Origin of the sequence: Arthrobacter sp. zg-Y1110 (genome assembly GCF_025244865.1) — a bacterium.
Taxonomy (GTDB): Bacteria; Actinomycetota; Actinomycetes; order Actinomycetales; family Micrococcaceae; genus Arthrobacter_B.
Genome location: NZ_CP104272.1, coordinates 1,361,188 through 1,382,060, shown reverse-complemented (window position 1 = coordinate 1,382,060; position 20,873 = coordinate 1,361,188). Strand labels below are relative to the sequence as shown.

At 65.3% G+C, this 20,873-nt stretch carries 16 protein-coding genes and 1 pseudogene; 4 read left to right on the top strand and 13 right to left on the bottom strand.

Annotated elements, in window-relative coordinates:
- From murD to dinB, 10 genes are all read right to left on the bottom strand, one after another.
- Positions 1–1,569 carry a UDP-N-acetylmuramoyl-L-alanine--D-glutamate ligase gene (gene murD, locus N2K99_RS06355; protein ID WP_227933257.1) on the bottom strand — a complete coding sequence of 523 codons (1,569 nt, stop codon included), beginning with the start codon at positions 1,567–1,569 and terminating at the stop codon, positions 1–3.
- On the bottom strand, positions 1,551–2,654 hold the full coding sequence (mraY, locus tag N2K99_RS06350; protein ID WP_227922603.1) for a phospho-N-acetylmuramoyl-pentapeptide-transferase: 1,104 nt from the start codon (positions 2,652–2,654) through the stop codon (positions 1,551–1,553). The genes murD and mraY overlap by 19 nt, the downstream gene beginning before the upstream one ends.
- Complete coding sequence (gene murF, locus N2K99_RS06345) at positions 2,651–4,156, bottom strand: UDP-N-acetylmuramoyl-tripeptide--D-alanyl-D-alanine ligase (protein WP_227933256.1); 1,506 nt, start codon at positions 4,154–4,156, stop codon at positions 2,651–2,653. Before murF ends, mraY begins: the two co-directional genes overlap by 4 nt.
- 6 nt (positions 4,157–4,162) lie before the next feature.
- Positions 4,163–5,821, bottom strand: coding sequence for a UDP-N-acetylmuramoyl-L-alanyl-D-glutamate--2,6-diaminopimelate ligase (locus N2K99_RS06340; protein ID WP_227933255.1), 1,659 nt, complete (start codon positions 5,819–5,821; stop codon positions 4,163–4,165).
- Entirely contained in the window at positions 5,811–7,592 is a 1,782-nt protein-coding gene (locus tag N2K99_RS06335) for a penicillin-binding protein 2 (protein ID WP_227922609.1), read from the bottom strand. Before N2K99_RS06335 ends, N2K99_RS06340 begins: the two co-directional genes overlap by 11 nt.
- A 47-nt stretch (positions 7,593–7,639) precedes the next feature.
- Positions 7,640–8,362, bottom strand: coding sequence for a hypothetical protein (locus N2K99_RS06330; protein WP_227933254.1), 723 nt, complete (start codon positions 8,360–8,362; stop codon positions 7,640–7,642).
- The gene (gene rsmH / locus N2K99_RS06325; protein WP_227922613.1) at positions 8,362–9,360 is read right to left on the bottom strand and encodes a 16S rRNA (cytosine(1402)-N(4))-methyltransferase RsmH; all 999 of its coding nucleotides are present in this window, start codon (positions 9,358–9,360) and stop codon (positions 8,362–8,364) included. Before rsmH ends, N2K99_RS06330 begins: the two co-directional genes overlap by 1 nt.
- 186 nt (positions 9,361–9,546) lie before the next feature.
- Complete coding sequence (gene mraZ / locus N2K99_RS06320; RefSeq protein ID WP_227922615.1) at positions 9,547–9,978, bottom strand: division/cell wall cluster transcriptional repressor MraZ; 432 nt, start codon at positions 9,976–9,978, stop codon at positions 9,547–9,549.
- A gap of 342 nt (positions 9,979–10,320) precedes the next feature.
- Positions 10,321–10,695: a DUF3040 domain-containing protein gene (locus N2K99_RS06315; protein WP_227933253.1), complete on the bottom strand. Its 375-nt coding sequence runs from the start codon at positions 10,693–10,695 to the stop codon at positions 10,321–10,323.
- 215 nt (positions 10,696–10,910) lie between these two features.
- Complete coding sequence (gene dinB, locus N2K99_RS06310; protein ID WP_227922808.1) at positions 10,911–12,098, bottom strand: DNA polymerase IV; 1,188 nt, start codon at positions 12,096–12,098, stop codon at positions 10,911–10,913.
- A gap of 193 nt (positions 12,099–12,291) precedes the next feature.
- On the opposite strand from dinB, the gene N2K99_RS06305 reads away from it, so the two are divergent.
- Together N2K99_RS06305 and N2K99_RS06300 are read left to right on the top strand one after the other, a co-directional pair.
- A complete protein-coding gene (locus N2K99_RS06305; protein WP_227922619.1) occupies positions 12,292–12,771 on the top strand; it encodes a hypothetical protein in 480 nt (159 codons plus the stop codon).
- 2 nt (positions 12,772–12,773) lie between these two features.
- The gene (locus N2K99_RS06300) at positions 12,774–13,874 is read left to right on the top strand and encodes a polyprenyl synthetase family protein (RefSeq protein WP_227933252.1); all 1,101 of its coding nucleotides are present in this window, start codon (positions 12,774–12,776) and stop codon (positions 13,872–13,874) included.
- A 111-nt stretch (positions 13,875–13,985) separates the two neighbouring features.
- Here the strand turns inward: N2K99_RS06300 and N2K99_RS06295 are convergent, their stop codons facing one another.
- Positions 13,986–14,339: an Rv2175c family DNA-binding protein gene (locus N2K99_RS06295; RefSeq protein ID WP_227922624.1), complete on the bottom strand. Its 354-nt coding sequence runs from the start codon at positions 14,337–14,339 to the stop codon at positions 13,986–13,988.
- Between the two features lie 335 nt (positions 14,340–14,674).
- On the opposite strand from N2K99_RS06295, the gene N2K99_RS06290 reads away from it, so the two are divergent.
- On the top strand, positions 14,675–15,961 hold the full coding sequence (locus N2K99_RS06290; protein WP_227933251.1) for a lytic transglycosylase domain-containing protein: 1,287 nt from the start codon (positions 14,675–14,677) through the stop codon (positions 15,959–15,961).
- Positions 15,962–16,053: 92 nt separating this feature from the next.
- Positions 16,054–18,195, top strand: coding sequence for a Stk1 family PASTA domain-containing Ser/Thr kinase (locus tag N2K99_RS06285; protein ID WP_227922625.1), 2,142 nt, complete (start codon positions 16,054–16,056; stop codon positions 18,193–18,195).
- Positions 18,196–18,217: 22 nt separating this feature from the next.
- Here N2K99_RS06285 and N2K99_RS06280 read toward each other — a convergent pair whose 3' ends face one another.
- Both N2K99_RS06280 and N2K99_RS06275 read right to left on the bottom strand, forming a co-directional pair.
- Positions 18,218–19,579, bottom strand: coding sequence for a class II 3-deoxy-7-phosphoheptulonate synthase (locus N2K99_RS06280; protein ID WP_227933530.1), 1,362 nt, complete (start codon positions 19,577–19,579; stop codon positions 18,218–18,220).
- Positions 19,580–20,107: 528 nt separating this feature from the next.
- A pseudogene (locus tag N2K99_RS06275) lies at positions 20,108–20,788 on the bottom strand (lysophospholipid acyltransferase family protein); the annotation flags it as partial.
- Between the last annotated feature and the right edge of the window lie 85 nt (positions 20,789–20,873).

Genomic DNA, 20,873 nt, shown 5'->3' with positions numbered 1-20,873 from the left:
CTAGGGCTCCTTCGGAGTCTGTGCCTGTCCCGGTGCCTGCTGTTCGCTCATATATCCTGCGACGGCTTCGATGAAAGCCTCGCCGCGGTGGGCATAGGAGGTGAACTGGTCCATGGAAGCTGCTGCCGGCGCCATCAGCACCGTGTCTCCTGCTTCGGCCACGGTAGCCGCCGCGGCGACTGCCCTGACCATGATCTCTTCAGCACTGGTGACCGGTGCCGCCGTCAGCGGCCGTTCCCCAGTCTGCTCCACAAGGGCGTGGATGACCGGTACATCGGGTGCGTGTTGTGCCAGGGCTGCCTGCAGGTCCGCGGTGTCCGCTCCGATCAGCACCACTGCCTTGAGCCGGCCCCGGTGCTCAGCAACCAGGTCGTTGTAGTGAACGCCCTTGGACAGGCCGCCGGCAATCCAGACAACGCTGGTGAAGGCGGCCAGCGACGCCGCCGCGGCATGCGGATTGGTCGCCTTGGAGTCATTGACCCACAGGATGTCGTTAAGGCGGGCCACCGGCTGGATCCGGTGGTCTCCCGGTGCATAGGCGCGCAGTCCGTCCCGGACCGCGGCGGGTTCGACGCCGAGGGCACGCACCAGCGCAGCCGCGGCCAGGGCATTGGCCACCATGTGCCGGGGAGCGTACTCCCCCAGGTCGGCCATGGCGGCAAGCTCCGCCGCGGAGTCCTTGCGCTGTTCAATGAAGGCCCGGTCCACCAGCAGTCCTTCGACCACTCCGACCATGCTGACCGCCGGCACCGAGGTGGTGAAGCCGACCGCACGGCAGCCTTCCACGACGTCGGCTTCCTCGACCATGTGCTCGGTCTCGTACTGCTCGGCGTTGTAGATGCAGGCGACCTGCGTGTTTTCGTAGATCTTTGCCTTGTCGGCGAGGTAGGCCTCATAGGAGCCGTGCCAGTCCACGTGGTCTTCGGCGATGTTCAGGCAGACGCTGGCCAGCGGGGACATGGAGTGTGTCCAGTGCAGCTGGAAGCTGGAGAGTTCCACGGCAATGGCGTCATAGCCTTCCGGATCCCGGATCGCATCCAGGATCGGAGTTCCGACGTTGCCGGCCGCGATGGCGCGCAGTCCGGCGGCCCGGAGCATGCTTTCGGTCATCGAGACCGTGGTGGTCTTGCCGTTGGTGCCGGTGATGGCCAGCCACTGGGCGGTCTTGCGGCCTTCGCGGATACGCACCCGCCAGGCCAGCTCGACGTCGCCCCAGACGGGAATGTCCGCTGCGGCGGCTGCGGCCAGCACCGGGTGGGTGGGGCGGAAGCCCGGTGAGGTCACCACGAGGTCAGGGGCAGCCCCGTCGACCTCGGGAAGCCCGGCTACCGCGTCGGCGCCGAGCAGGATGTCCGCGGCGCCGACAATCCGAAGGGTGTCCGCCTTGGCGCGGTTCTCCTCGGTGTCCCTGGCATCCACCACGACAACCCGGGCGCCGAGTTCGATCAGGGTGTCCGCTGCGGAGAAGCCGGAGAGGCCGATGCCGGTGACGACTACGCGCAGTCCGCTCCAGTCGGCGTCCCATGTGGTCAGTTCGGCAAGGGGTGCACTCACTGTCCCACCACCCATTCGGCGTAGAAGATTCCGAGCGCTACGGCCACGCAGAGGCCGGCGATGATCCAGAACCGGACCACCACGGTGACCTCGGCCCAGCCCTTGAGCTCGAAGTGGTGCTGCAGCGGAGCCATCTTGAACACGCGCTTGCCGCCGCTGAGCTTGAAGTAGCCCACCTGGATGATGACGGAGAGGGTGATGATCACGAACAGGCCGGCAAGGATCACCAGCAGCAGTTCGGTCCGCGAGAGGATGGCGAAGGCCGCAATGGCGCCGCCGATCGCCAGCGAGCCGGTGTCGCCCATGAAGATCTTCGCGGGCGAGGTGTTCCACCAGAGGAAACCGATGAGGGCACCCGCCATGGCTCCGGCCAGCAGGGCAAGATCCATCGGGTCGCGGACTTCGTAGCAGACGCCTTCTGCGCCCGGTGTACCGCAGCTCTGGTTGTACTGCCAGATCCCGATCAGGAAGTAGGCGCCGAACACCAGCACGGAGGCACCGGCAGCCAGGCCGTCGAGGCCGTCGGCGAGGTTCACGCCGTTGGTGGTGCCGGTGATGATGACCAGGGACCAGATCACGAACAGGATCGCGCCGATCACCGTTCCCGCGAAGGCAAGGTCGAAGTTTGTGTCCCGGATGAAGGAGACCGCGGTCGACGCCGGCGTCCTCCCCTGCTCATTGGGGAACTGCAGGGCGAGCACGGCAAAGGTGATGCCGACGACTGCCTGCAGGATGATCTTTGCCTTGGCGTTCAGGCCGAGGCTGCGCTGCTTGGAAATCTTGGTGTAGTCGTCAATGAAGCCGACCATGCCCATGCCCACGGTGAGCAGCAGGACCAGCAGTCCGGACGCCGTCGGGCTGAAGGAGCCGAAGCCCAGCATGCCGCTGATGAGGTGGGTAAGGAAGTACGCAGCCACCACCGACGCCACGATGACGGCGCCGCCCATGGTGGGGGTGCCGCGCTTGGTGTGGTGGGAGGTGGGGCCGTCGTCGCGGACGAACTGGCCGTACCCTTTCCGCACCAGGAAACGGATGAACAGGGGTGTTCCGGCAAAGGCGAAGACCAGAGCCAGCGAAGACCCTACAAGCAGGGAGATCACAGGTTCTCTCCTCCGGTCCCTTCGGTGCGCGCCGGCGCGGTCGCCGGATCAGTTGCTGCGGACGGTGGTACAGGGGTCAAGGCTATCCGATCGCCGAGGAAGCGCAGGGCCGCCCCGTTGGAGGATTTGAACAGGACAAGGTCTCCGGGCGCGAGGGATTCGGCAAGGATGCGCTCGGCGTCCTCCACCGTCTCCACGAAGGTGGATTCCTCCCCCCAGGAGCCCTCCATGACCGCGCCGGTGTGCATGGCGCGGGCACCGGTGCCCACGACAATGAGTTTGGAAATATTGAGCCGGACGGCGTAGCGGCCGATGGCGTCGTGTTCGGTGACGGCATCCTCGCCCAGCTCCAGCATTTCGCCCAGGACAGCCCAGGTGCGCCGTTCCCGGCCGAGTTCGGCCAGGGTGCGCAGGGCCGCACGCATGGATTCCGGGTTCGCGTTGTACGCGTCGTTGATCACTGTGACGCCGTCGGCGCGGTCGGTGCGCTCCATGCGCCAGCGGCTGGCCGCCGCGCGGCCGGAGAGCCCTGCGGCAATCTGCTCGCCCGGAATGCCCGCTGCGTAGGCTGCGGCAGCGGCCGCCAGCAGGTTCGCCGTGTGGTGGGCGCCGATGAGGCCGGACCGGATTTCGTGCCGGCTGCCGTCGGGCAGCAGCAGCGTAAAGACGGGCCTGCCCTCGGCGTCGGTGCGTGCATGCAGGGCACGGACGGCGTTCTTGGCACCGTGCGCTTCCTCCGGCGAGGAGGTGAAGTAGAGGACCGGTGCGTCGGTGCGATCAGCCATCGCCGCAACGCGGATGTCGTCGGCGTTCAGGATGGCGGTCCCGCCGGCGGGCAGCGCTTCGACGAGCTCTCCCTTGGCGACGGCAATGTTGTCCACGCCGCCGAACTCACCGGCGTGCGCGGAACCCACGAAGAGGACGACGCCGATATCCGGCTTCACCATCTCCGCCAGGTAACGGATGTTGCCGATGCGGGTGGCACCCATTTCCATCACGAGGTAGCGGGTTCCGTAGCCGGCAGTGAACACGGTCAGCGGAAGGCCGACTTCGCCGTTGTAGGAACCTACCGGAGCGACGGTGGGACCGGACTCGCTCAGCACACCGGCCAGCAGGTCCTTGGTGGTGGTCTTACCGGCTGATCCGGTGATGCCGATGACGGTCAGTTCGCCGTGCGCCCGGAGCCGGCGGACAATTTCCGCGGCAAGGGTGCCCATGGCCAGGACGACGTCGGGAACCATCACGCCCGGGTAGAGCGCTCCGGCGTCGTCGGCCACCGGCCGTTCGAGAAGCGCCAGCATGGCGCCGCGGGCAAAAGCGGCGCCCACGAACAGGTGGCCGTCCGAGTTCTCGCCGGGCTTGGCGATGAAGAGCGAGCCCTGTACGGCGTCGCGCGAATCCGTGGTGGCGGAAGTCACGACAAGACCCGGCGTCTGTGCGGCCGGGCCGATCAGCTCGCCGCCTGTAATTGCCGCTATTTCGGCTGCATTAAGTTCAATCATGACGATTTAGGACTCTACCCCGTCGCTCGAAAGGGCACTGAATCCGTATCTTGTCAAAGCCCGGCGCAGTTCCACCCGGTCATCCAGGGCAAGGTTCTCCCCCATGACTTCCTGCCACACTTCGTGGCCGCGCCCGGCCACCAGCACGGTGTCCTGCGGACGCGCCAGTTCAACGGCACGGTCGATGGCAGCTGCACGGGGCGCGACTTCCTCAATGACACACGCCAGGTCTTCCCCGGTCCGTGCGCCCTCGGCACCGCGCAGGACGTCCGCGCGGATGGCGGCGGCGTCTTCGCCGTGCGGGTCATCGTCGGTGACGACGACGACGTCGGCAAGGCGGGCCGCGATGGCCCCCATCAGCGGGCGCTTGGTCTGGTCCCTCTCGCCGGTGGCTCCAAAGACGATGATCACCCGTGACTCGCCGTCGGGACGCCGAACGGAGGCGAGGGTGCGGGTCAGGGCATCGGGGTTGTGGGCAAAATCAACGATGGCCGCCGGTTCTTCACCGATCAGCTGCATCCGGCCGGGGACCTCGACGGTAAACGGATCAGAGGAGTCCAGCGCTGCCTGCACGGTTTCTGCGGGAACGCCGGAGGCCAGCACCATCACTGTGGCCAGCGCGGCGTTGGAGATGTTGAAAGTTCCGGGCAGTGCCGTGGAGGCCCGCAGCTGCTCCCCTTCCGGACCGCGGATAGTAAAGGAGTGTCCAAGCCCGCGGGGCTCAATGTCCGTGACGAACCAATCGGCATCGCGGCCGGTGCCGTCCGTTGCAAGCGTCAGGACGGGTACCCCCGCCCGGGCCGCCATTTTCACTCCCCATTCGTCGTCTACCGTGACGACGGCCCGGCGGGCGCGGTCGGGCTGGAACAGTGCTGCCTTGGCAGCGAAGTATTCCTCCATGGAGCCGTGCAGGTCCAGGTGGTCCTGGGTGAGGTTGGTGAACCCGGCGACGTCGAAGCGGACACCGTCAACGCGGCGGTAGGTGATCGCATGGGAAGAGACCTCCATGGTGGCGGCGTCCAGGCCCCGCTCGCGCATCAAGGCCAGCAGCCCGTGCACCTGCGGTGATTCGGGCGTGGTCAGGACGCTGGGAATGGCTTCCCCGCCGGCGAGGATCTCGATCGTGCCGATCAGCCCGGTGGTACGCCCGAGCGCCTGCAGGAGCGAATTCACGAAGTAGGAAGTGGTGGTTTTGCCGTTGGTGCCCGTGATGCCGAACAGGGTGGGGCGGGGGCCGTCCGAAGGAACGCTGTTGAAGACGGCGGCGGCCAGCGGCCCGACCAGCCGGCGGACATCACCGGCGACGAAGACCGGAATGTGCAGCTCGGCAAGATGCGCCAGCCCTGCCTCGTCGGTCAGGACCGCCGACGCTCCAGCCGCTTCCGCTGCTCCTGCGAAGCTGGCGCCGTGGTGCCGGGCGCCGGCAATGCCCACATACAGGTCACCGGGGAGCACCTCACGGGAATTGATCGTGAGTCCCGAAAGCTCCGTACCCCAGGCTGCTTCCGCCGTTCCTGCGGCCGGTGCAACGTCCCGCACCTGCGCAGGCAGCGCCTGCACGGCGGCACGCACGGTAACCGGATCGACGGCACCGGGACGGAGACCGGATCCGGCGGGGGGATTTTCACTTATTGGCACTTCAATGCTCCAGGAATTAGTACTCAATGGGGTAAGTCTCGGGTTCACCCGTGGAAGGCGGCACGTTGTTGCTCACCAGCGCCTGTTCCATGACCTTCTGGAAGGACTGGCCCGGAATGATGTAGTAGAGGTCGCCCTGGGGCCGCTGGAGGGTCACCACAACCACGTACTTCGGATCATCCATGGGTGCAATACCAGCATAAGAGAGGGTCGAGCCTGAATAGCCGCCGTTCGGCCCGGGGGCTTCAGCCGTTCCCGTCTTGGAACCGACCCGGTACTGCTTCAACTCGCCGGTCTTGCCGGAGCCGTCTTTGGTGACCGTTTCCATCATGTGCTGGACCTGCTCCGCGGTGTCCTCGGAGACAACCCGCGTACCCGGTTCCTTTTCGATGGGCTGCTCCGTACCGTCTTCCTTGATGACGGAGTCGATGATGCTCGGCTGGACGCGGACGCCGTCATTGGCAATCGTCTGGAAGACACTTGCCGTGTGCAGCGCTGTCTGCGTCAGGCCCTGTCCGAACAGCACGGTGTACTGCTGGCGTCCGTCCCAGGCGTCGGGTTCCGGCAGCAGGCCTGCGGTTTCCCCGTTGAGTCCAACGTTCAGCGGTTGGCCGATCCCGAACTTCCGCAGCCAGTCGTACCGCTGCTGCGGCGTCAGCTGCTGTCCGACCATCACCGTTCCGGTGTTCATGGACTTGGCCAGCACACCCGCTACGGTCATCTGGACGGTCCCGTGCGGGACGGCGTCCTTGAAGGTCTGGCCGTCGACGGTGTAGGTGGGTTCGATCTCCAGCCGCGTTTCGGGGGTGGTGATGCCTTCTTCGATGGCGGCGGCCATGGTGATGACCTTGGTGGTGGAACCGGGCTCGAAGAAGTCCGTGACGGACCTCGCCTTGCGCGACTCCGCCGGGGTCGCACCGGGGTTGTTGGGGTCCACAGTGGTGGATTCCGCCAGCGCGATCACCCGGGCGGTATCGGCCTCCATGACCACGATGTTGCCCCACTCGGCGTCGTATTCATTCACCTGCGCCGCAATGGTCTGCTGGGCAAACCACTGAAGGTCCTGGTCAATGCTCAGCTTTATCGATTCCCCGTCGTGGACGGGTTCGTCCTCATTGGTGGCGTAAGGAATGCGGATGCCGTCTCCGCCGATTTCGTAGGTCTTGCTGCCGGCCTCGCCGGCGAGGATCTCGTCCTGGGTCAGCTCGAGGCCTTCCTGCGCGCCTTCGGTGCCGAGGAAGCCCACAATGGACCCGGCCACCGAGCCGGAGGGGTAGGTCCGCAGCGTGGTCCGGTCCGCATAGATTCCCGGGAACTTTACGGCGAGGACCTTTTCCTTGACTTCGGGGGTGACGGTTTTGGCGACGAAGTTGAAGCCCTTCTCCCCCAGCAGTGCTGAGCGCAGGGTTTCCGGATCCTGCCCGAGGATGGCTCCAAGTTCCTCAAACGCCTGGTCGAAGGTAACGTCCTGGAGTTTCCCCTCGGCGTCGCGGCGCTTGAATTCCTCGCCGATGTCCTGCGAAAGGCGCTGGTCCACCACAATGTCGAACCGCTCCACGCTTCGGGCCAGGTAATTGCCCTTGGAGTCGAGGATGCTGCCGCGCAGGGCCGGCACGGTCACCGTCACGAGCCGGTTATCCACGGCGCTCTGTGCCATGCCGTCCGGGTCCAGTGCCTGGACGTGGAAAAGCCGAAGTCCGAGAACGGTCAGCAACACCAGGGCAAGGATCAGTCCGGCGCGCAGCCGTCCGGTAACGATGGCCACCCTGTGGTTGTCCGGGCCGGATTTTTGTGCCACAACGTGTCCTCGTTCATGCCTAAGTTTTGATGACTGCTTCGCTTGGATCAGTTTCCGCTTCGCTGCACGGGGGCAGGGATGGTTCCGCCGTTCAATTCGCCTTCAGGGACGACGTCCGAGGGCTGGGCCGGATCCGCTTCCGGAATCCGGGCGGCCTCTTCCGCTGCTGCGGCGGCCGCTGCTTCGCTTGCCGCTGCTTCCTCCCGCTCCTCAAGTGCCCGGACCGATTCCTGCGGTTCTGCCGGAACCACGGAGGGTGCGGGGGTGATCGGCTGGGTCAGGACACTCGGCGCCCCGATCAGCAGCTCGGCCGGCTCGCCTTCCTTGGCTGCCTCCGGGCTGCCGGTGACTGCAAGTGTCTGGAGGTCAATGGTGCCGAAGCTGGGCGAAGAAACCATGCCGAGGTCTGCCGCGGAAGCAGCCAGGACCTGCGGTGCCTGATGGTTTTCGATCTTCTGGGTCAGCGCTTCGTTGCGCTGGGCCAGCTCGGCCTTCTGGCTCTGCAGCTGCACCAGCTCGTACTGGCCGCTGGAAACCGAGATGTTCAGCAACAGCACCGAGGCCAGTCCGAGAACGAGGGCAGCGAAGCAGAAAACCGCGAACGGGGCACGTTTGCGGCGCGAGGCGGCGGGCACCAGCGACAGCGGGGTGCGCCGCCTGACGGTGGTGGCAGGCGCCGCAGCATCCCAATCAAGCGCGCGCGCCGTGTTGCCGACGACGGCGCTTGACGCCATGGTGCTGAATCGGGCCGATGGCCGACGTTCGCTCATTATTTCCTGGCCCCATCCATGGGTTTGCGGATTCGTTCTACTGCACGGAGTTTTGCGGAGGCTGCACGGGGATTTTCTGCAATTTCCTCGTCCGTAGGCACCTCGGTGCCCTTGGTCAGCCTCTTGAGCTGGGCCTTGTGTTGTTCAAGTTCAACCGGGAACCCCTTGGGCGCGGAGGACCGCGCGCCCGCGGCGAAGACGCCCTTGACGATCTTGTCTTCAAGCGAGTGGTAGGACATCACGACCACGCGTCCACCCATGTTCAGCACCGACAACGATGCCGGAATGGCCCGCTCGAGGACATCGAGCTCCTCGTTCACTTCGATGCGCAGCGCTTGGAACGTTCGCTTGGCAGGATGCCCGCCGGTTCGCGCAGCTGCCGCCGGGACAACCCCGCGGATCGCTTCGACAAGCTCGCCGGTGGTGGTGAAGGGCTTCGAAGCACGTGCAGCAACAATGGCCGAGGCGATTCGGCCCGCGAACTTCTCCTCGCCCCATTTCCGGATGATGCCTACCAGCTCGGCCTCGCCGTAGGTGTTGACGATGTCTGCAGCGGTACGCCCGCGGGTGGTGTCCATCCGCATATCCAGGGGTGCGTCGTAGGAGTAGGCGAAGCCGCGGTCCCGTTCATCGAGCTGCAGCGAGGAAACGCCCAGATCGAACAGCGCACCGTCGATACCCTCGAATCCAAGGTCCGTAACGACGTCTGCTATTTCGTCGTAGACCGCATGGACCAGGTCAATCCGGTCCGCAAAGGGTTCCAGCCTCTCGCCGGCCAGCGCCAGTGCCTGCCGGTCCCGGTCAATACCGATCACGTGGAGCTGGGGGAACCGCTGCAGCATGGCTTCGGTGTGCCCGCCCATGCCCAGGGTGGCATCCACTACAACGGCACGGCCGTGGTCGGCTACGGCGCTTTCGATGGAAGGAGCCAGGAGGTTGATGCAGCGGTCGCGCAGCACCGGAACATGCCGTTCCTCGGTGGGGCGCTCTTCGCTCATCTGAGGCTTCCTTCCATTCGTAGTGTTTTTTGCTGTGCGGCCGGTTCTTAAACCAGACCCCCATCCGCGCCTCACCGCTTCACACCTTCTGGCTCCGGGGAAGGGAAGCCAGACGGTCTTGCGGTGGGGCGGCGGGAGATCTCATTCAAGACCCGGCCCGGGTTGTCCGTGTAGCGGGCGGTACTGCTAGAAAATCCCTGGAATCGCGTCTTCGTCTGTTTCCGAGAACGCGGTTTCCTGTTCTGCCAGATAGTTCTGCCAAGCGGTTGCATCCCAGATCTCTGCCCGCGTACCGGCGCCGATGACGACCAGTTCGCGTCCGAGCCCTGCATACGACCTCAGCGCCGGCGGGATGGTTACCCGGCCCTGCTTGTCTGGAACTTCGTCAGAGGCTCCTGAGAGAAAGACCCGAATGTAGTCACGCGCCTGGCGGGAGGAAAGTGGAGCTTCCCGCATCTGGTCGTGGACCCGTTCGAATTCCTTCTGGCTGAAGACGTAGATGCAGCGCTCCTGACCCCTGGTCAGGACAAGGCCGTCGGCCAGTTCCTCGCGGAACTTGGCCGGCAGGATCAGCCTCCCCTTCTCGTCCAGACGCGGCGAATGTGTTCCTAGGAACATCCCGCACCGCCCTGTCCGATTGGGGGTAAACCCCTTGAGTACCGCCCCTACCCTCTTATGTCCCCCACTTTACTCCACTTCCCTCCACAGTCAACGCCTTGGCGCGTTGTATTCCGGGCGCGTCGCATTCAAAATCCGCGGGTTGGAGCGGATTCTTGCGGGCGGAGTGCAGTGGAGGGGTTTACGCGACCGGCATCGGCTCGGGAAACGCGTTCCGGACAGGAAAAAGGGCACAAAAAAGGACCCGCCGAAACGGGTCCTTTTTGCGCTTCCTACCTGCCTGCCACCCTTTGGTTCTGGAGTCTTACGGGGTCCAGGGCCTGCGGCACCGAGCGGGTGTTCCTACGGCTGGTCGCGTTTGCGTTCGTCCCACTTGCTTTCCAGGTTATTCATGAATCCACGCTGCGTACTGGACTCGCGCTCCTTGCGCCCGTCCGTTGCCGCCGGCGGATTCTTCCGTCCCCGGGTGGTTGCGTAGTACACGCCTGCCCCCATGATGAGGAACCCCAGTACACCGACCAGGATGCCCGCTTCCGTAATTCCCAGAAGCAGCACACCCAAGCCCACCACAGCCAGCAATGCGCCGAGGACTATCCGCCTGGTCGAGATCCCACGGCCCGCGGACGTCGCCATTGAGTTCGCGAATTTTGGATCTTCTGCGTGTAATTGCTGCTCCAGTTGATCCAGCAAGCGCTGCTCGTGTTCCGACAGTGCCATTGCTGCCTCCTTGCCGTCCGGTCCTGCCCCTGTAAACCAACCAACGAACGTGTGGCGACGGATGTTCCCGCGCAGGCTCGCTGCTGCTTTGCACTTAGTCCAAGGATAGGTGGCAACCGGTCCGCACGAAAGCGGCCGGTCCACGTATTCCACCGGGTAGGAAACCAGCCCCGACGCAAAGCCGGTCCGGCTCCGGGCAGAGCGACCCGGGGCGTTCAGTCCTCGAACCGGTCCGGTTCCGCCGGAGGCTTCCGGGGAGACGGAGCGATAAGCCGGGCAGGAACAACGCCCAGTTCGCCGAACCGCCGGTTGATCCGATCCAGCGCGTCCTCTGCCGAACGCCAACTGTCCTCCCGTCCGTCCAGGGTCAGCTGCATGGCAGCACCTTCTGCGGATTCAAGTTGTTCGGCCCGCAGCCCTATCAGCCGGACGCTTTGCGGCCGCGGCCCCAGGGCGGTCAGCAGCCCTTTGGCCGTCTCGTAGATCATCTGGGCGCTGCCCACCGGCTCGGGGAGGGTGCGGGTGCGGGTCAGCGTCGTGAAGTCCGCATAACGCAGCTTCAGGGAAACCGACCTGCACTGGAGTCCGGCGGCCCGCAGGCGGACAGCACTGCGGTGCGCGAGCCGAAGCAGCTCCGTGTGCAGCACGTCGTCGTCGCTGACGTCGGACGCGAAGGTCTCCTCGGCGCCGATGCTCTTTTCGCGCCGTACGGGTGTTACAGCCCGGCCATCCCGCCCCCAGGACAATTCATACACGTGGTCCCCCACGGCCCCGAGCAGCCGGCGGAGCACAGTCGGCGGAGTATTGGCCACATCCGCCACCGTGGCAATGCCGACGCGGGCCAGCACCTCGCGGGTCTTGGCCCCTACTCCCCACAACGCAGAAACGTCCAAAGTGTGGAGGAAGTCCACCGTCTGCTCCTTTGGTACCAGCAGCAGTCCGTTGGGTTTGCATCGGGTGGAAGCGATCTTGGCCACGAACTTGGTGGCGGCAATGCCGACACTGGCGGTCATGCCCAGTTCGGCAGCAACACGCTCACGGATATGCTCACCGATCGCGCGGGGCGGCCCGAGCCTGCGCATGGCTCCTGCGATATCAAGGAAGGCCTCGTCGACGCTGAGCTGTTCCACCAGCGGAGTAATGGATTCGAAGATCTGCATCAGCTGGGCGGAGAAGGTCCGGTAGACCTCCTGGTGCGGCTCCAGGACCACTGCCTGCGGGCACTGCCGGCGGGCAACGGCCATCGGCATGGCAGAACGGACACCGTAACGCCTCGCCTCATAGGATGCGGACAGGACGACGGACCGACCCCCGAGGCCGCCTACGATGACCGGCCTGCCAATCAGGTCGGGCCGTTTGAGCAGCTCCACGGAAACATAAAAAGCGTCCATGTCCACGTGCATTATGGTGCAGTCGCGGTTGCCGCTGCCGGCGTCGGGACCATTGCTCACTCCATCATCGTAGCCAGCCGCGCCCCCATTCCTGCCTTTCCTGCTTCATCGCTTCTTTTCGGCGCCCTAACCACCTTCCCTGGAGCGGTTTTCGGTTCGCCTAGACTGGGTGGCAGGACCCTGACCCCCACCGAAGCGGAACCCGATGAAAAAGACGCTCACGATGCTCTCTGCCGCGGCCCTGATCCTGGCGGCAGCCGGATGCTCCACCGGCACCGCAGCGGACGGAGATTCCCCGTCCGACACGCAGGCTGCATCCCCCACCCCGACACCTACGGCGTCTGCCGTTGCCCTCGCGGACGGGTTCCCGTCCGATCTCATTCCGGTGATGGATGGCGCGGAGCTGCTTTCGAGCAGCGTGGACCGGGCCAACGGCACGCTCACCGCCGTATTAGTGGAGTCCTCGGATGCTCCCGCAGCCGACATCCTCGCCTTCTACGATGCCAAGCTGGTTGCGCAGGGTTTCACTGCGGCCGAAGCGGCCACCGGTTCCCCATCCTCGCGCGACTACGTCCGCACCGGCACCAGTGAGCCCGAAACGGTCAACATCACCGCGATTACCAAGGAGGGCGGCCCGGCGACGGTGACTGTCGGCGCCACGGTCCTCGCAGAAACGGTGAAATAACGGTGTCCGCTACCCCGGCCGAATCCGCACAGCAGGAGCAGGCCGCATACCGAGACCTGTTGGGCACGGAACTCGAGGATTTCCTGGCAGTCCAGCACTCGGTGCTTGCCGAGGTTTCCCTCGAGGCGCTTCCCCTCCTGGACGCAGTACACAACCTTGCCCGTGGAGGGAAGCGGCTGCGGGCCCTCCTTGCTTACTGGGGATGGCGCGGCGCCGGAGGAACTCCCCTGCATCCCGAAGCCGTCCGGGCCGGCGTCGCACTGGAACTGTTCCAGAGTGCCGCATTGATCCACGATGACATCATTGACCGGTCCGATACCCGCCGGGGCGGCCCGAGCGTTCACCGCACCTTCTCGATGGCGCACGCGGACGCCAACTGGCACCTGGACGGATTCCATTTCGGTTCATCGGCCGGAATCCTTGCCGGTGATCTTTGCCTGTCCCTCAGCGAGGAAATGTTTTCCGCCGTGGGTCCGCGCGCGGCGCACGGCACCGAAGCCCGGCGCATCTTCAACCGCATGCGCACTGAGGTCATGGCCGGGCAGTACCTTGACATCCTCGAAGAGGTTGTCGGTCCCGGCCACGACCCCGAGCACGCCGTCGTCCGGGCGTTGAATATCCTGCGCTACAAGGCAGCGAAGTACACCACGGAGCATCCCCTCACCCTCGGCGGCGCCCTGGCCGGTGCCGGCGAAGAGATCCTGGCAGGCTATTCCCGCTTCTCCCTGCCCTTGGGCGAAGCATTCCAGCTGCGGGACGACGTACTGGGTGTGTTCGGAGATCCCCGGACCACGGGAAAACCGGCAGGAGACGACCTCCGTGAGGGTAAACGCACGGTCCTGATTGCCTACGCCCTGTCCAGCGGAAGCGAGAGCGCCCGGAAAGAGATCACGGCGCGGCTCGGGGATCCGGGGCTGGACGACGACGGCGTGGCCCTGCTCCGCGGAATCATCGTCGATACCGGGGCACTGGCCGCGACGGAGGAGCTCATCTCCAGGCATACGGAAACAGCGTTTTCCGCACTGGCCGCACTCCCCCTTGACGGCGTACCCCGGGCCGCCCTTGACGCGTTGGCCCACTCAGCCGTTCGGCGCAGCTCCTAGGGAGCCGGCACGAACAAGAGAAGGATCCCAAACGAATAAGGAGCTGCCAGTCCGGAGACTGGCAGCTCCTTATTAAGGTGCTGCGTGATTCAGGCGCTGCGTGAGGCGTTGCTACCAGCCCAAGGCCTGTGCACGGCGGCGGATCTCCGTCTTGCGCCCTTCGCGGAGCGCGTCCACGGGACGGCCAGGCAGCGTGTCGTCGGCCGTGAAGAGCCAGCGGATCATTTCGTCGTCGTGGAAGCCTGCGTCATTGAGCACCGAAATGGTGCCCTTCAGGCTGTCCAGCACGGCGCCGTCAGCGATAAAGGCAGCCGGGATGCTGCGGATCTTCCGGTCGCCGAGGCGCACAGCCAGCAGGGCGCGCTCCTCCAGCAGGCTATGCACCTTGTTAATAGGGAGATCGAGTTGTTCAGCCACATCGGGCAGGGTCAGCCAGTCGGAAACAAGTTCCTCGAGTTCATTCACCCTTCAAGGGTGCCACGTCCGGGGTCGCCCGGGCCACTTTGCCGTTTGGCGACTGAACTGAAACACAAAAAGCACTACTCGGGTATTGTGCCGGACTCTGGTTAGTGTAAATTCACATTAGTACCTGTAATCACATGCGTAACTAGCACACCACTAGTCACATAAAGAACAGTGGTAACACCCGTTCCATTACTTGTTTTTAATCCAAGGATTTGCGGTAAAGGCCGCGGCCAACACAGATGAGGAAACATCACCATATGAACGCTCAGTCCACCACGGGAACGCCAGAGGCGCGTCCCGTTGCTACAGGAATACCGCGCAAACTGAGTGTTGCCGTGACGACCGCCGCCATTCCTGCAGTGATGATGTCCGCCCTGGCTCTTGCCGAGCCGGCTGCCGCTGCCCCCGCCGCACCCCAGAACACCCTGTTTCCCCAGCTCCCCCTGCAGGCCATCAAGAACCTGAACACCGGGGCTGCCACCGGCGTTACCGCCTCGCAGCTGGCCACCCAGGTTCCCGCGACGCTGCCGGCAGAGTCGGCTGTTCCTGCCACGCACCGGATCGTTTCCGGCGACACGGTCAGTTCAATTGCCGCACAGTACGGACTGTCCGTGACGGAACTGCTGCGCGTGAACAACCTGCAGCCGTCCTCGTTGATCTTCGCAGGCGACGACCTCCGCCTTGGCGGGGCATCCGCACCCGCTGCTCCCGCTGCCGCTTCGGCTGCCGGCGAAGGCACTTATACGGTGGTCTCCGGCGATACTTTGAGCGCCATTGCCGGAAAGCACGGCGTCAGCCTCTCCAGCATCCTCGCCGCGAACGGCCTGACCCTCACCTCCGTCATCTACCCGGGCCAGTCGATCCGCATCGACGGCCAGGCACCCTCCGCAGCGCCGGCCGCTCCCACGGCACCTACCGGCGCCCAGCCGGCCCCCGGCAACGGCAGCTCGTACACGGTTGCCGCCGGGGATACCCTCAGCGCAATCGCTGCCAAGCACGGCGTCAGCCTCTCCGGCATCATGGCCTCCAACGGCCTGTCGCAGACCTCGGTGATCCGCCCGGGCCAGAAGATCACCGTCGACGGCAGCACCGTCAGCGTCACTGCCTCCGCACCCGTGGCAGCCGCACCCACGGATCTGGTTCCCAATACCTTCCTGCACTACACCTACCCCGAGCACACTGTCGCCGACGCCAACCTCAACAAGCAGACCCTCAACTCAATGCCCGTTCCCAGCCGGGCGCAGATGCAGCAGATCGTGGCCGATACGGCAGCACAGATGGGCGTCGACCCGGCCCTGGCACAGGCATTTGCCCTCCAGGAATCCGGCTTCGACCAGCGGGCGGTCTCCCCGGCCAACGCCATCGGCACCATGCAGGTTATTCCTTCCTCCGGGGAATGGGCTTCGCAGCTGGTAGGACGGCAGCTGAACCTGCTGGATCCGTATGACAATGCCACGGCCGGCGTCGCGATCATCAGCGCTTTGATCCGCAGCAGCGACAGCCTGGAAACCGCAATCGCGTCCTACTACCAGGGCCAGTACTCGGTGACCACGCACGGCATGTTCGCGGATACCCGCAACTATGTCAGTTCCGTGCTTGCCCGCCGGGCGTCCTTCCAGTAAGGCAGTCCAGGAGTGCATCGAAAGGGTCCGGATCGGGTGTCGATCCGGACCCTTCCGCGTACCGCCATTAGGATCGAAGGGTGCATGAGCCCGTGAAAGACTCCCTCGTTGAGACGCTGGTCGACGACCGTTACTTCGTCAGGTCCCTGGTGGCGCGCGGCGGAATGTCCAGTGTTTACCTGGCCACCGACCGCCGCCTGGACCGCGATGTGGCCCTCAAGGTGCTGTACCCGCACCTGGCCGCGGACCGCGGCTTCCTTAGGCGTTTCGAAAGCGAAGCCAAATCGGCTGCACGGCTTTCCCACCCCCACGTGGTGGGCGTCCTGGACCAGGGCATCACCGACAGCCTGGCTTACCTCGTGATGGAGTATGTGCCCGGACGGACGTTGCGCGGGCTGCTCGACGAGCGCGGACCCCTCTCGCCGCGCCTGGCGCTGGCCCTGATGGATGCGGTGGTTGAAGGGCTGGCTGCTGCGCACGACGCCGGACTGGTCCACCGCGACGTCAAGCCGGAGAACGTGCTCCTCGCGGACAACGGCAGGATCAAGATTGCTGACTTCGGACTGGCCCGTGCCGTGTCCACCAGCACCAACACCGGAACACTGGTGGGCACCGTCGCCTACCTCGCACCCGAACTGGTTACGGCGGGCGGTGCCGACGAACGCAGTGACGTCTATTCAGCCGGCATCATGCTCTATGAGATGCTCACTGGCCGGCAGCCCTTCACGGGAGATTCACCCATCCAGGTGGCCTTCGCGCATGTCCACTCCTCCGTTCCCGCCCCTTCGGATCTGTGCCCGGGACTGGCCCAGGACCTGGACGAGCTTGTCCGCTGGTGCACCGCAAAGGACCCCGAGGAACGCCCCGTCAACGGCCGCGCCCTGCTGGGCGAACTGCGGCACATCCGCACCTCCCTCAGCGACGCGGAGCTTGACTTCCGGTGCGCTCCGGGGCCGGGCAGCCGACCGTCCGACGCCGGCACGCCCACCGAAGCGTTGTCCGGCGCCACGGAGGTCCTTACTGCCGCCGGTGCCGCCACGAGCGTCATGGACACGTCCGCCGCCTTAGGCCCCGGCGATCCCCGCGGGAACCACACCGAGGTCATCCACCGAAACGACAACGCCACCACGGTATTTCCTGCCGGCAGCCGCGGTGCAGGCGATGACGGTGCGGACCACGGGGACGGATACGACGCCGAGGGCCCGGACGACGACTATGCCACAGACGACGAAGCCGGCCTCAGCCCGAACGCGCGTCGGCGCAGAGCCCAGCGGGATGAACGCGACCGGCAACGGCTAAACGACCGTGAAGCCCACCGCCCGCAGGTATCCCTTCGCAGCGGAAAGCCGCGCCGCCGGGGCATCCTGCTGGCCGTGCTGCTGACTGTACTGCTCGCGGCGGTTGCCTTTGCCGGTTGGTTCTTCGGTGCCGGACCCGGCGCCCTGGTCTCCGTACCGGACGTGAGCAACGCTTCCGTCGAGGAAGCCGGCACACAGCTGGTCGACGCCGGCCTGAACTACACCACCGATGAGGTGTTCGACGAAGTGGTAGCCGCAGGGCTCGCCGTCGGCACGGATCCCGGCGCCGCCCGGGAAATCCGCCGCTTCCAGCCGGTGACGCTGCTCGTCTCCAAGGGACCGCAGCTGTTTTCCGTGCCCAACGTTCTCCAGCGCACGCTGGACGCCGCCCGGACAGACCTTGAAGCGGACGAGCTCACGCTCGGCGCAGTCACAGAGGAGTACAGCGAAAGCATAGAAGCGGGCAGCATCATCAGCCAGCAGCCGTTGCCGGACACCCTGCTGCGGCTGGGGGCTCCGGTGGACGTCACGGTCTCAAAGGGACCGGCGCCCGTTGAGGTCCCCGCAGTCACCGGGCTGGGCGAGGACGCTGCGGTGCAAGCCATTGAAGACGCCGGCCTCACGGCTGCCGTCGCTCCGGAAAAAGTGAACAGCCCTTCCGTCCCGGCGGGCGCAGTCGTTGCCCAGACGCCGGCATCCGGGCTGCTGGAGCGGGGATCCACCGTCACGCTGACCATCTCCCTCGGTCCGCGGATGGTTGAGGTTCCGAACTATGTGGGGCAGCGCGCCGAGACCGCGCGGGCCGACTTGGAAAGCCGCGGGTTCACCGTTGAGGTGGAGAACCTCCTGGGCGGATTGCTAGGCCTGGTCCGGGACCAGGAACCGGGCGCAGGTACCGCACCCGAAGGCTCCACCGTCATCCTGAAGGTGGTGTAGCCCCGGGGCGACCCTACGCCTGTCAGCTCCTGCGGGAAAGGGCACCTGCAACCAGGAAGGCCATCTCCAGGGACTGCATATGGTTCAGCCGGGGGTCGCAGACGGATTCGTAGCCCTCAACGAACGCTTCCTGGTCAATGGGGTCCGCACCGCCCAGGCACTCCGCGACGTCGTCGCCCGTCATCTCCACGTGCAGGCCGCCGGGGAAGGTCCCCAGGGAATCGTGCACTTCGAAGAAGCCGCGCACCTCGTCCATCACATCGTCGAAGTTGCGGGTCTTGTAGCCATTGGGCGAGGTGACGGTGTTGCCGTGCATGGGGTCCGTTACCCAGAGAACCTGGGCGCCCGAGGCGGTCACCTTCTCCACCAGGGCGGGAAGCTTCTCGCGGATGTTGCGGGCACCCATCCGGGTGATGAACGTCAGCCGCCCGGGTTCCCGGTTCGGATCCAGCTTGTCGATCAGGGCCAAGGCGTCTTCGGCGCTCGTTTTCGGGCCGAGCTTCACGCCGATGGGGTTACGCACCCGGGACAGGAAGTCCACATGCGCGGAATCCAGATCACGGGTGCGCTCTCCAATCCACAGGAAGTGACCGGAGGTGTCGTACGGCTGGCCGGTTCGGGAGTCCACCCGGGTCAGGGCCCGTTCGTAGTCCAGGAGCAGCGCCTCATGGCTGGCGAAGAACTCGACTCGCTTCAGGGCTTCGAAGTCCGCGCCGCAGGCCTCCATGAAGCGTACGGCGCGGTCGATTTCCCGGGCCAGGGATTCATAGCGGGAGTGCGCCGGATTGGAGGTAAAGCCCTTGTTCCAGTGGTGCACCAGCCGGAGATCGGCGAAACCGCCCTGCGTGAAGGCGCGGATCAGGTTCAGCGTGGACGCGGAGGTATGGTAGGCGCGCACCATCCGCGCCGGGTTGTGCCGACGCGATTCGGGCGTGAAGTCGTAGCCGTTGACCATGTCGCCGCGGTACGCGGGCAACGTCACGCCGTCACGGGTTTCCTCGTTGGAGGAGCGCGGCTTGGCAAACTGACCGGCCATCCGGCCCATCTTGATCACCGGAACGGACGCACCGTAGGTGAGGACCACTGCCATCTGCAGCAGCGTCCGGACGCGGGCGCTGATCTTGTCCGCGGTGGCCGCTTCGAACGTCTCGGCGCAGTCGCCGCCCTGCAGGAGGAAGGCACGGCCCTGGGCGGCCTCGGCCAGCCGGCTGCGGAGGACATCCACTTCGCCGGCGAAAACCAGCGGCGGCACCATCGACAGTTCGGCGATGGCCGCGTCATACCCCGGATCGTCCCGCCACGTCGGCTGCTGGGAGATCGGCAGGGAACGCCAGTTGTCCAACTCGGGGTGGGTCGCGGAAGTGGCCGCCGCGCCCGAGAGCATGGTCGGAATGGACTCGCGGTGTACGGGGGTGTCAGTCACGGCTTAAATCCTACTAGTTGCCCGGCTGGAGCGAACAACGCCGTCACAAACGCCGCCGGAGCACGCAACACAGGCACGCTCCAGCCAGCCTCCGAGGGGTAGCTAGGCAGTATGGGAGCGCGGGTCTGCGTCGCGGTCATCGGATCGGGCACCGCTGGATTCGGCACCGCTGGATTCGGCACCGCTGGTTTCCGCAGCGTCCGTCCGGGCAGCGCGGGCTCCATTGGCACCGGACTTCCGGCCACGGAACTTCAGGCGCCGCTTGTTTCCGGCTTCGCCCGCGGCGTCGTCGGCTTCGGCTGCAGCCGGTTTCGGGGATTTGCGGATGCCCTTCGCCGCGCTCGAACCGATGACGGTCACGGCGCCGGGCAGTTTGTCGCCTGCTTCGGCAGGCAGTTCCGATCCGCCGGCCGGGGGTACTGCACCGGAATCGGATCCGGTGGAAAGGCGGACAGCCGCGCTGCGTGCCTGTGCGGCCTTGACGCCCTTCTTAGCGGCCATCTTTTCCTTGACGGTGCTGGCATATACATCCACGTATTCCTGGCCGGAAAGACGCATGAGTTCATACATGATCTCGTCGGTCACGGAGCGCTGGATAAAGCGGTCATTTTCCAGCCCGGCGTACCGCGAGAAGTCCAGCGGTTCACCTACGATGATGCCGATCCGACGGATATTGGGAATCCGCCGGCCGATGGGCTGGACCTTGTCGGTTCCGATCATCGCAACGGGGATGACGGGAACGCCGGTAGAGAGCACCAGCTTGGCTACACCGGTCTTGCCGCGGTACAGCCGCCCGTCCGGGCTGCGGGTGCCTTCCGGGTAAATACCCAGCAGGCCGCCGTTTTCCAGGACATCGACGCCTGCCTTGAGGGAGGAAGCGGACGCCGCTCCGCCCGAGCGGTCCATCGGCAGCTGGTTCGCGAGCCGGAAGAAGGTTGCAGTGAGCTTGCCCTTGATGCCTTTGCCGTTGAAGTAATCGCTCTTCGCGAGAAAGCTCACCGGCCGGGGTACGGCCAGTGGAAGGAAGATCGAATCGGAGAACGAAAGGTGATTGCTCACCAGGACGGCAGGCCCGGATTCGGGGATGTTATCCATTCCCTTGACCCAAGGCCTGAAGAGAAGATTTACCACCGGCCCGATGAATATAGTCTTCATCACCCAATAGAACACGCGGCTTGATCTCCTGTCCGGACAAGACAATAACGGGGGACCCGTTTGGTTCCCCAGACTCTACTGTATGCGCGCTTATCCCTGC

What these genes read in the sequence shown, in the direction of transcription:
- murD (WP_227933257.1), bottom strand. Translation starts at nt 1,569, where the DNA reads ATGGGTGGTGGGACAGTGAGTGCACCCCTTGCCGAACTGACCACATGG.
- murF (WP_227933256.1), bottom strand. Translation starts at nt 4,156, where the DNA reads ATGATTGAACTTAATGCAGCCGAAATAGCGGCAATTACAGGCGGCGAG.
- N2K99_RS06330 (WP_227933254.1), bottom strand. Translation starts at nt 8,362, where the DNA reads ATGAGCGAACGTCGGCCATCGGCCCGATTCAGCACCATGGCGTCAAGC.
- rsmH (WP_227922613.1), bottom strand. Translation starts at nt 9,360, where the DNA reads ATGAGCGAAGAGCGCCCCACCGAGGAACGGCATGTTCCGGTGCTGCGC.
- mraZ (WP_227922615.1), bottom strand. Translation starts at nt 9,978, where the DNA reads ATGTTCCTAGGAACACATTCGCCGCGTCTGGACGAGAAGGGGAGGCTG.
- N2K99_RS06315 (WP_227933253.1), bottom strand. Translation starts at nt 10,695, where the DNA reads ATGGCACTGTCGGAACACGAGCAGCGCTTGCTGGATCAACTGGAGCAG.
- dinB (WP_227922808.1), bottom strand. Translation starts at nt 12,098, where the DNA reads ATGCACGTGGACATGGACGCTTTTTATGTTTCCGTGGAGCTGCTCAAA.
- N2K99_RS06305 (WP_227922619.1), top strand. Translation starts at nt 12,292, where the DNA reads ATGAAAAAGACGCTCACGATGCTCTCTGCCGCGGCCCTGATCCTGGCG.
- N2K99_RS06280 (WP_227933530.1), bottom strand. Translation starts at nt 19,579, where the DNA reads ATGCTCTCGGGCGCGGCGGCCACTTCCGCGACCCACCCCGAGTTGGAC.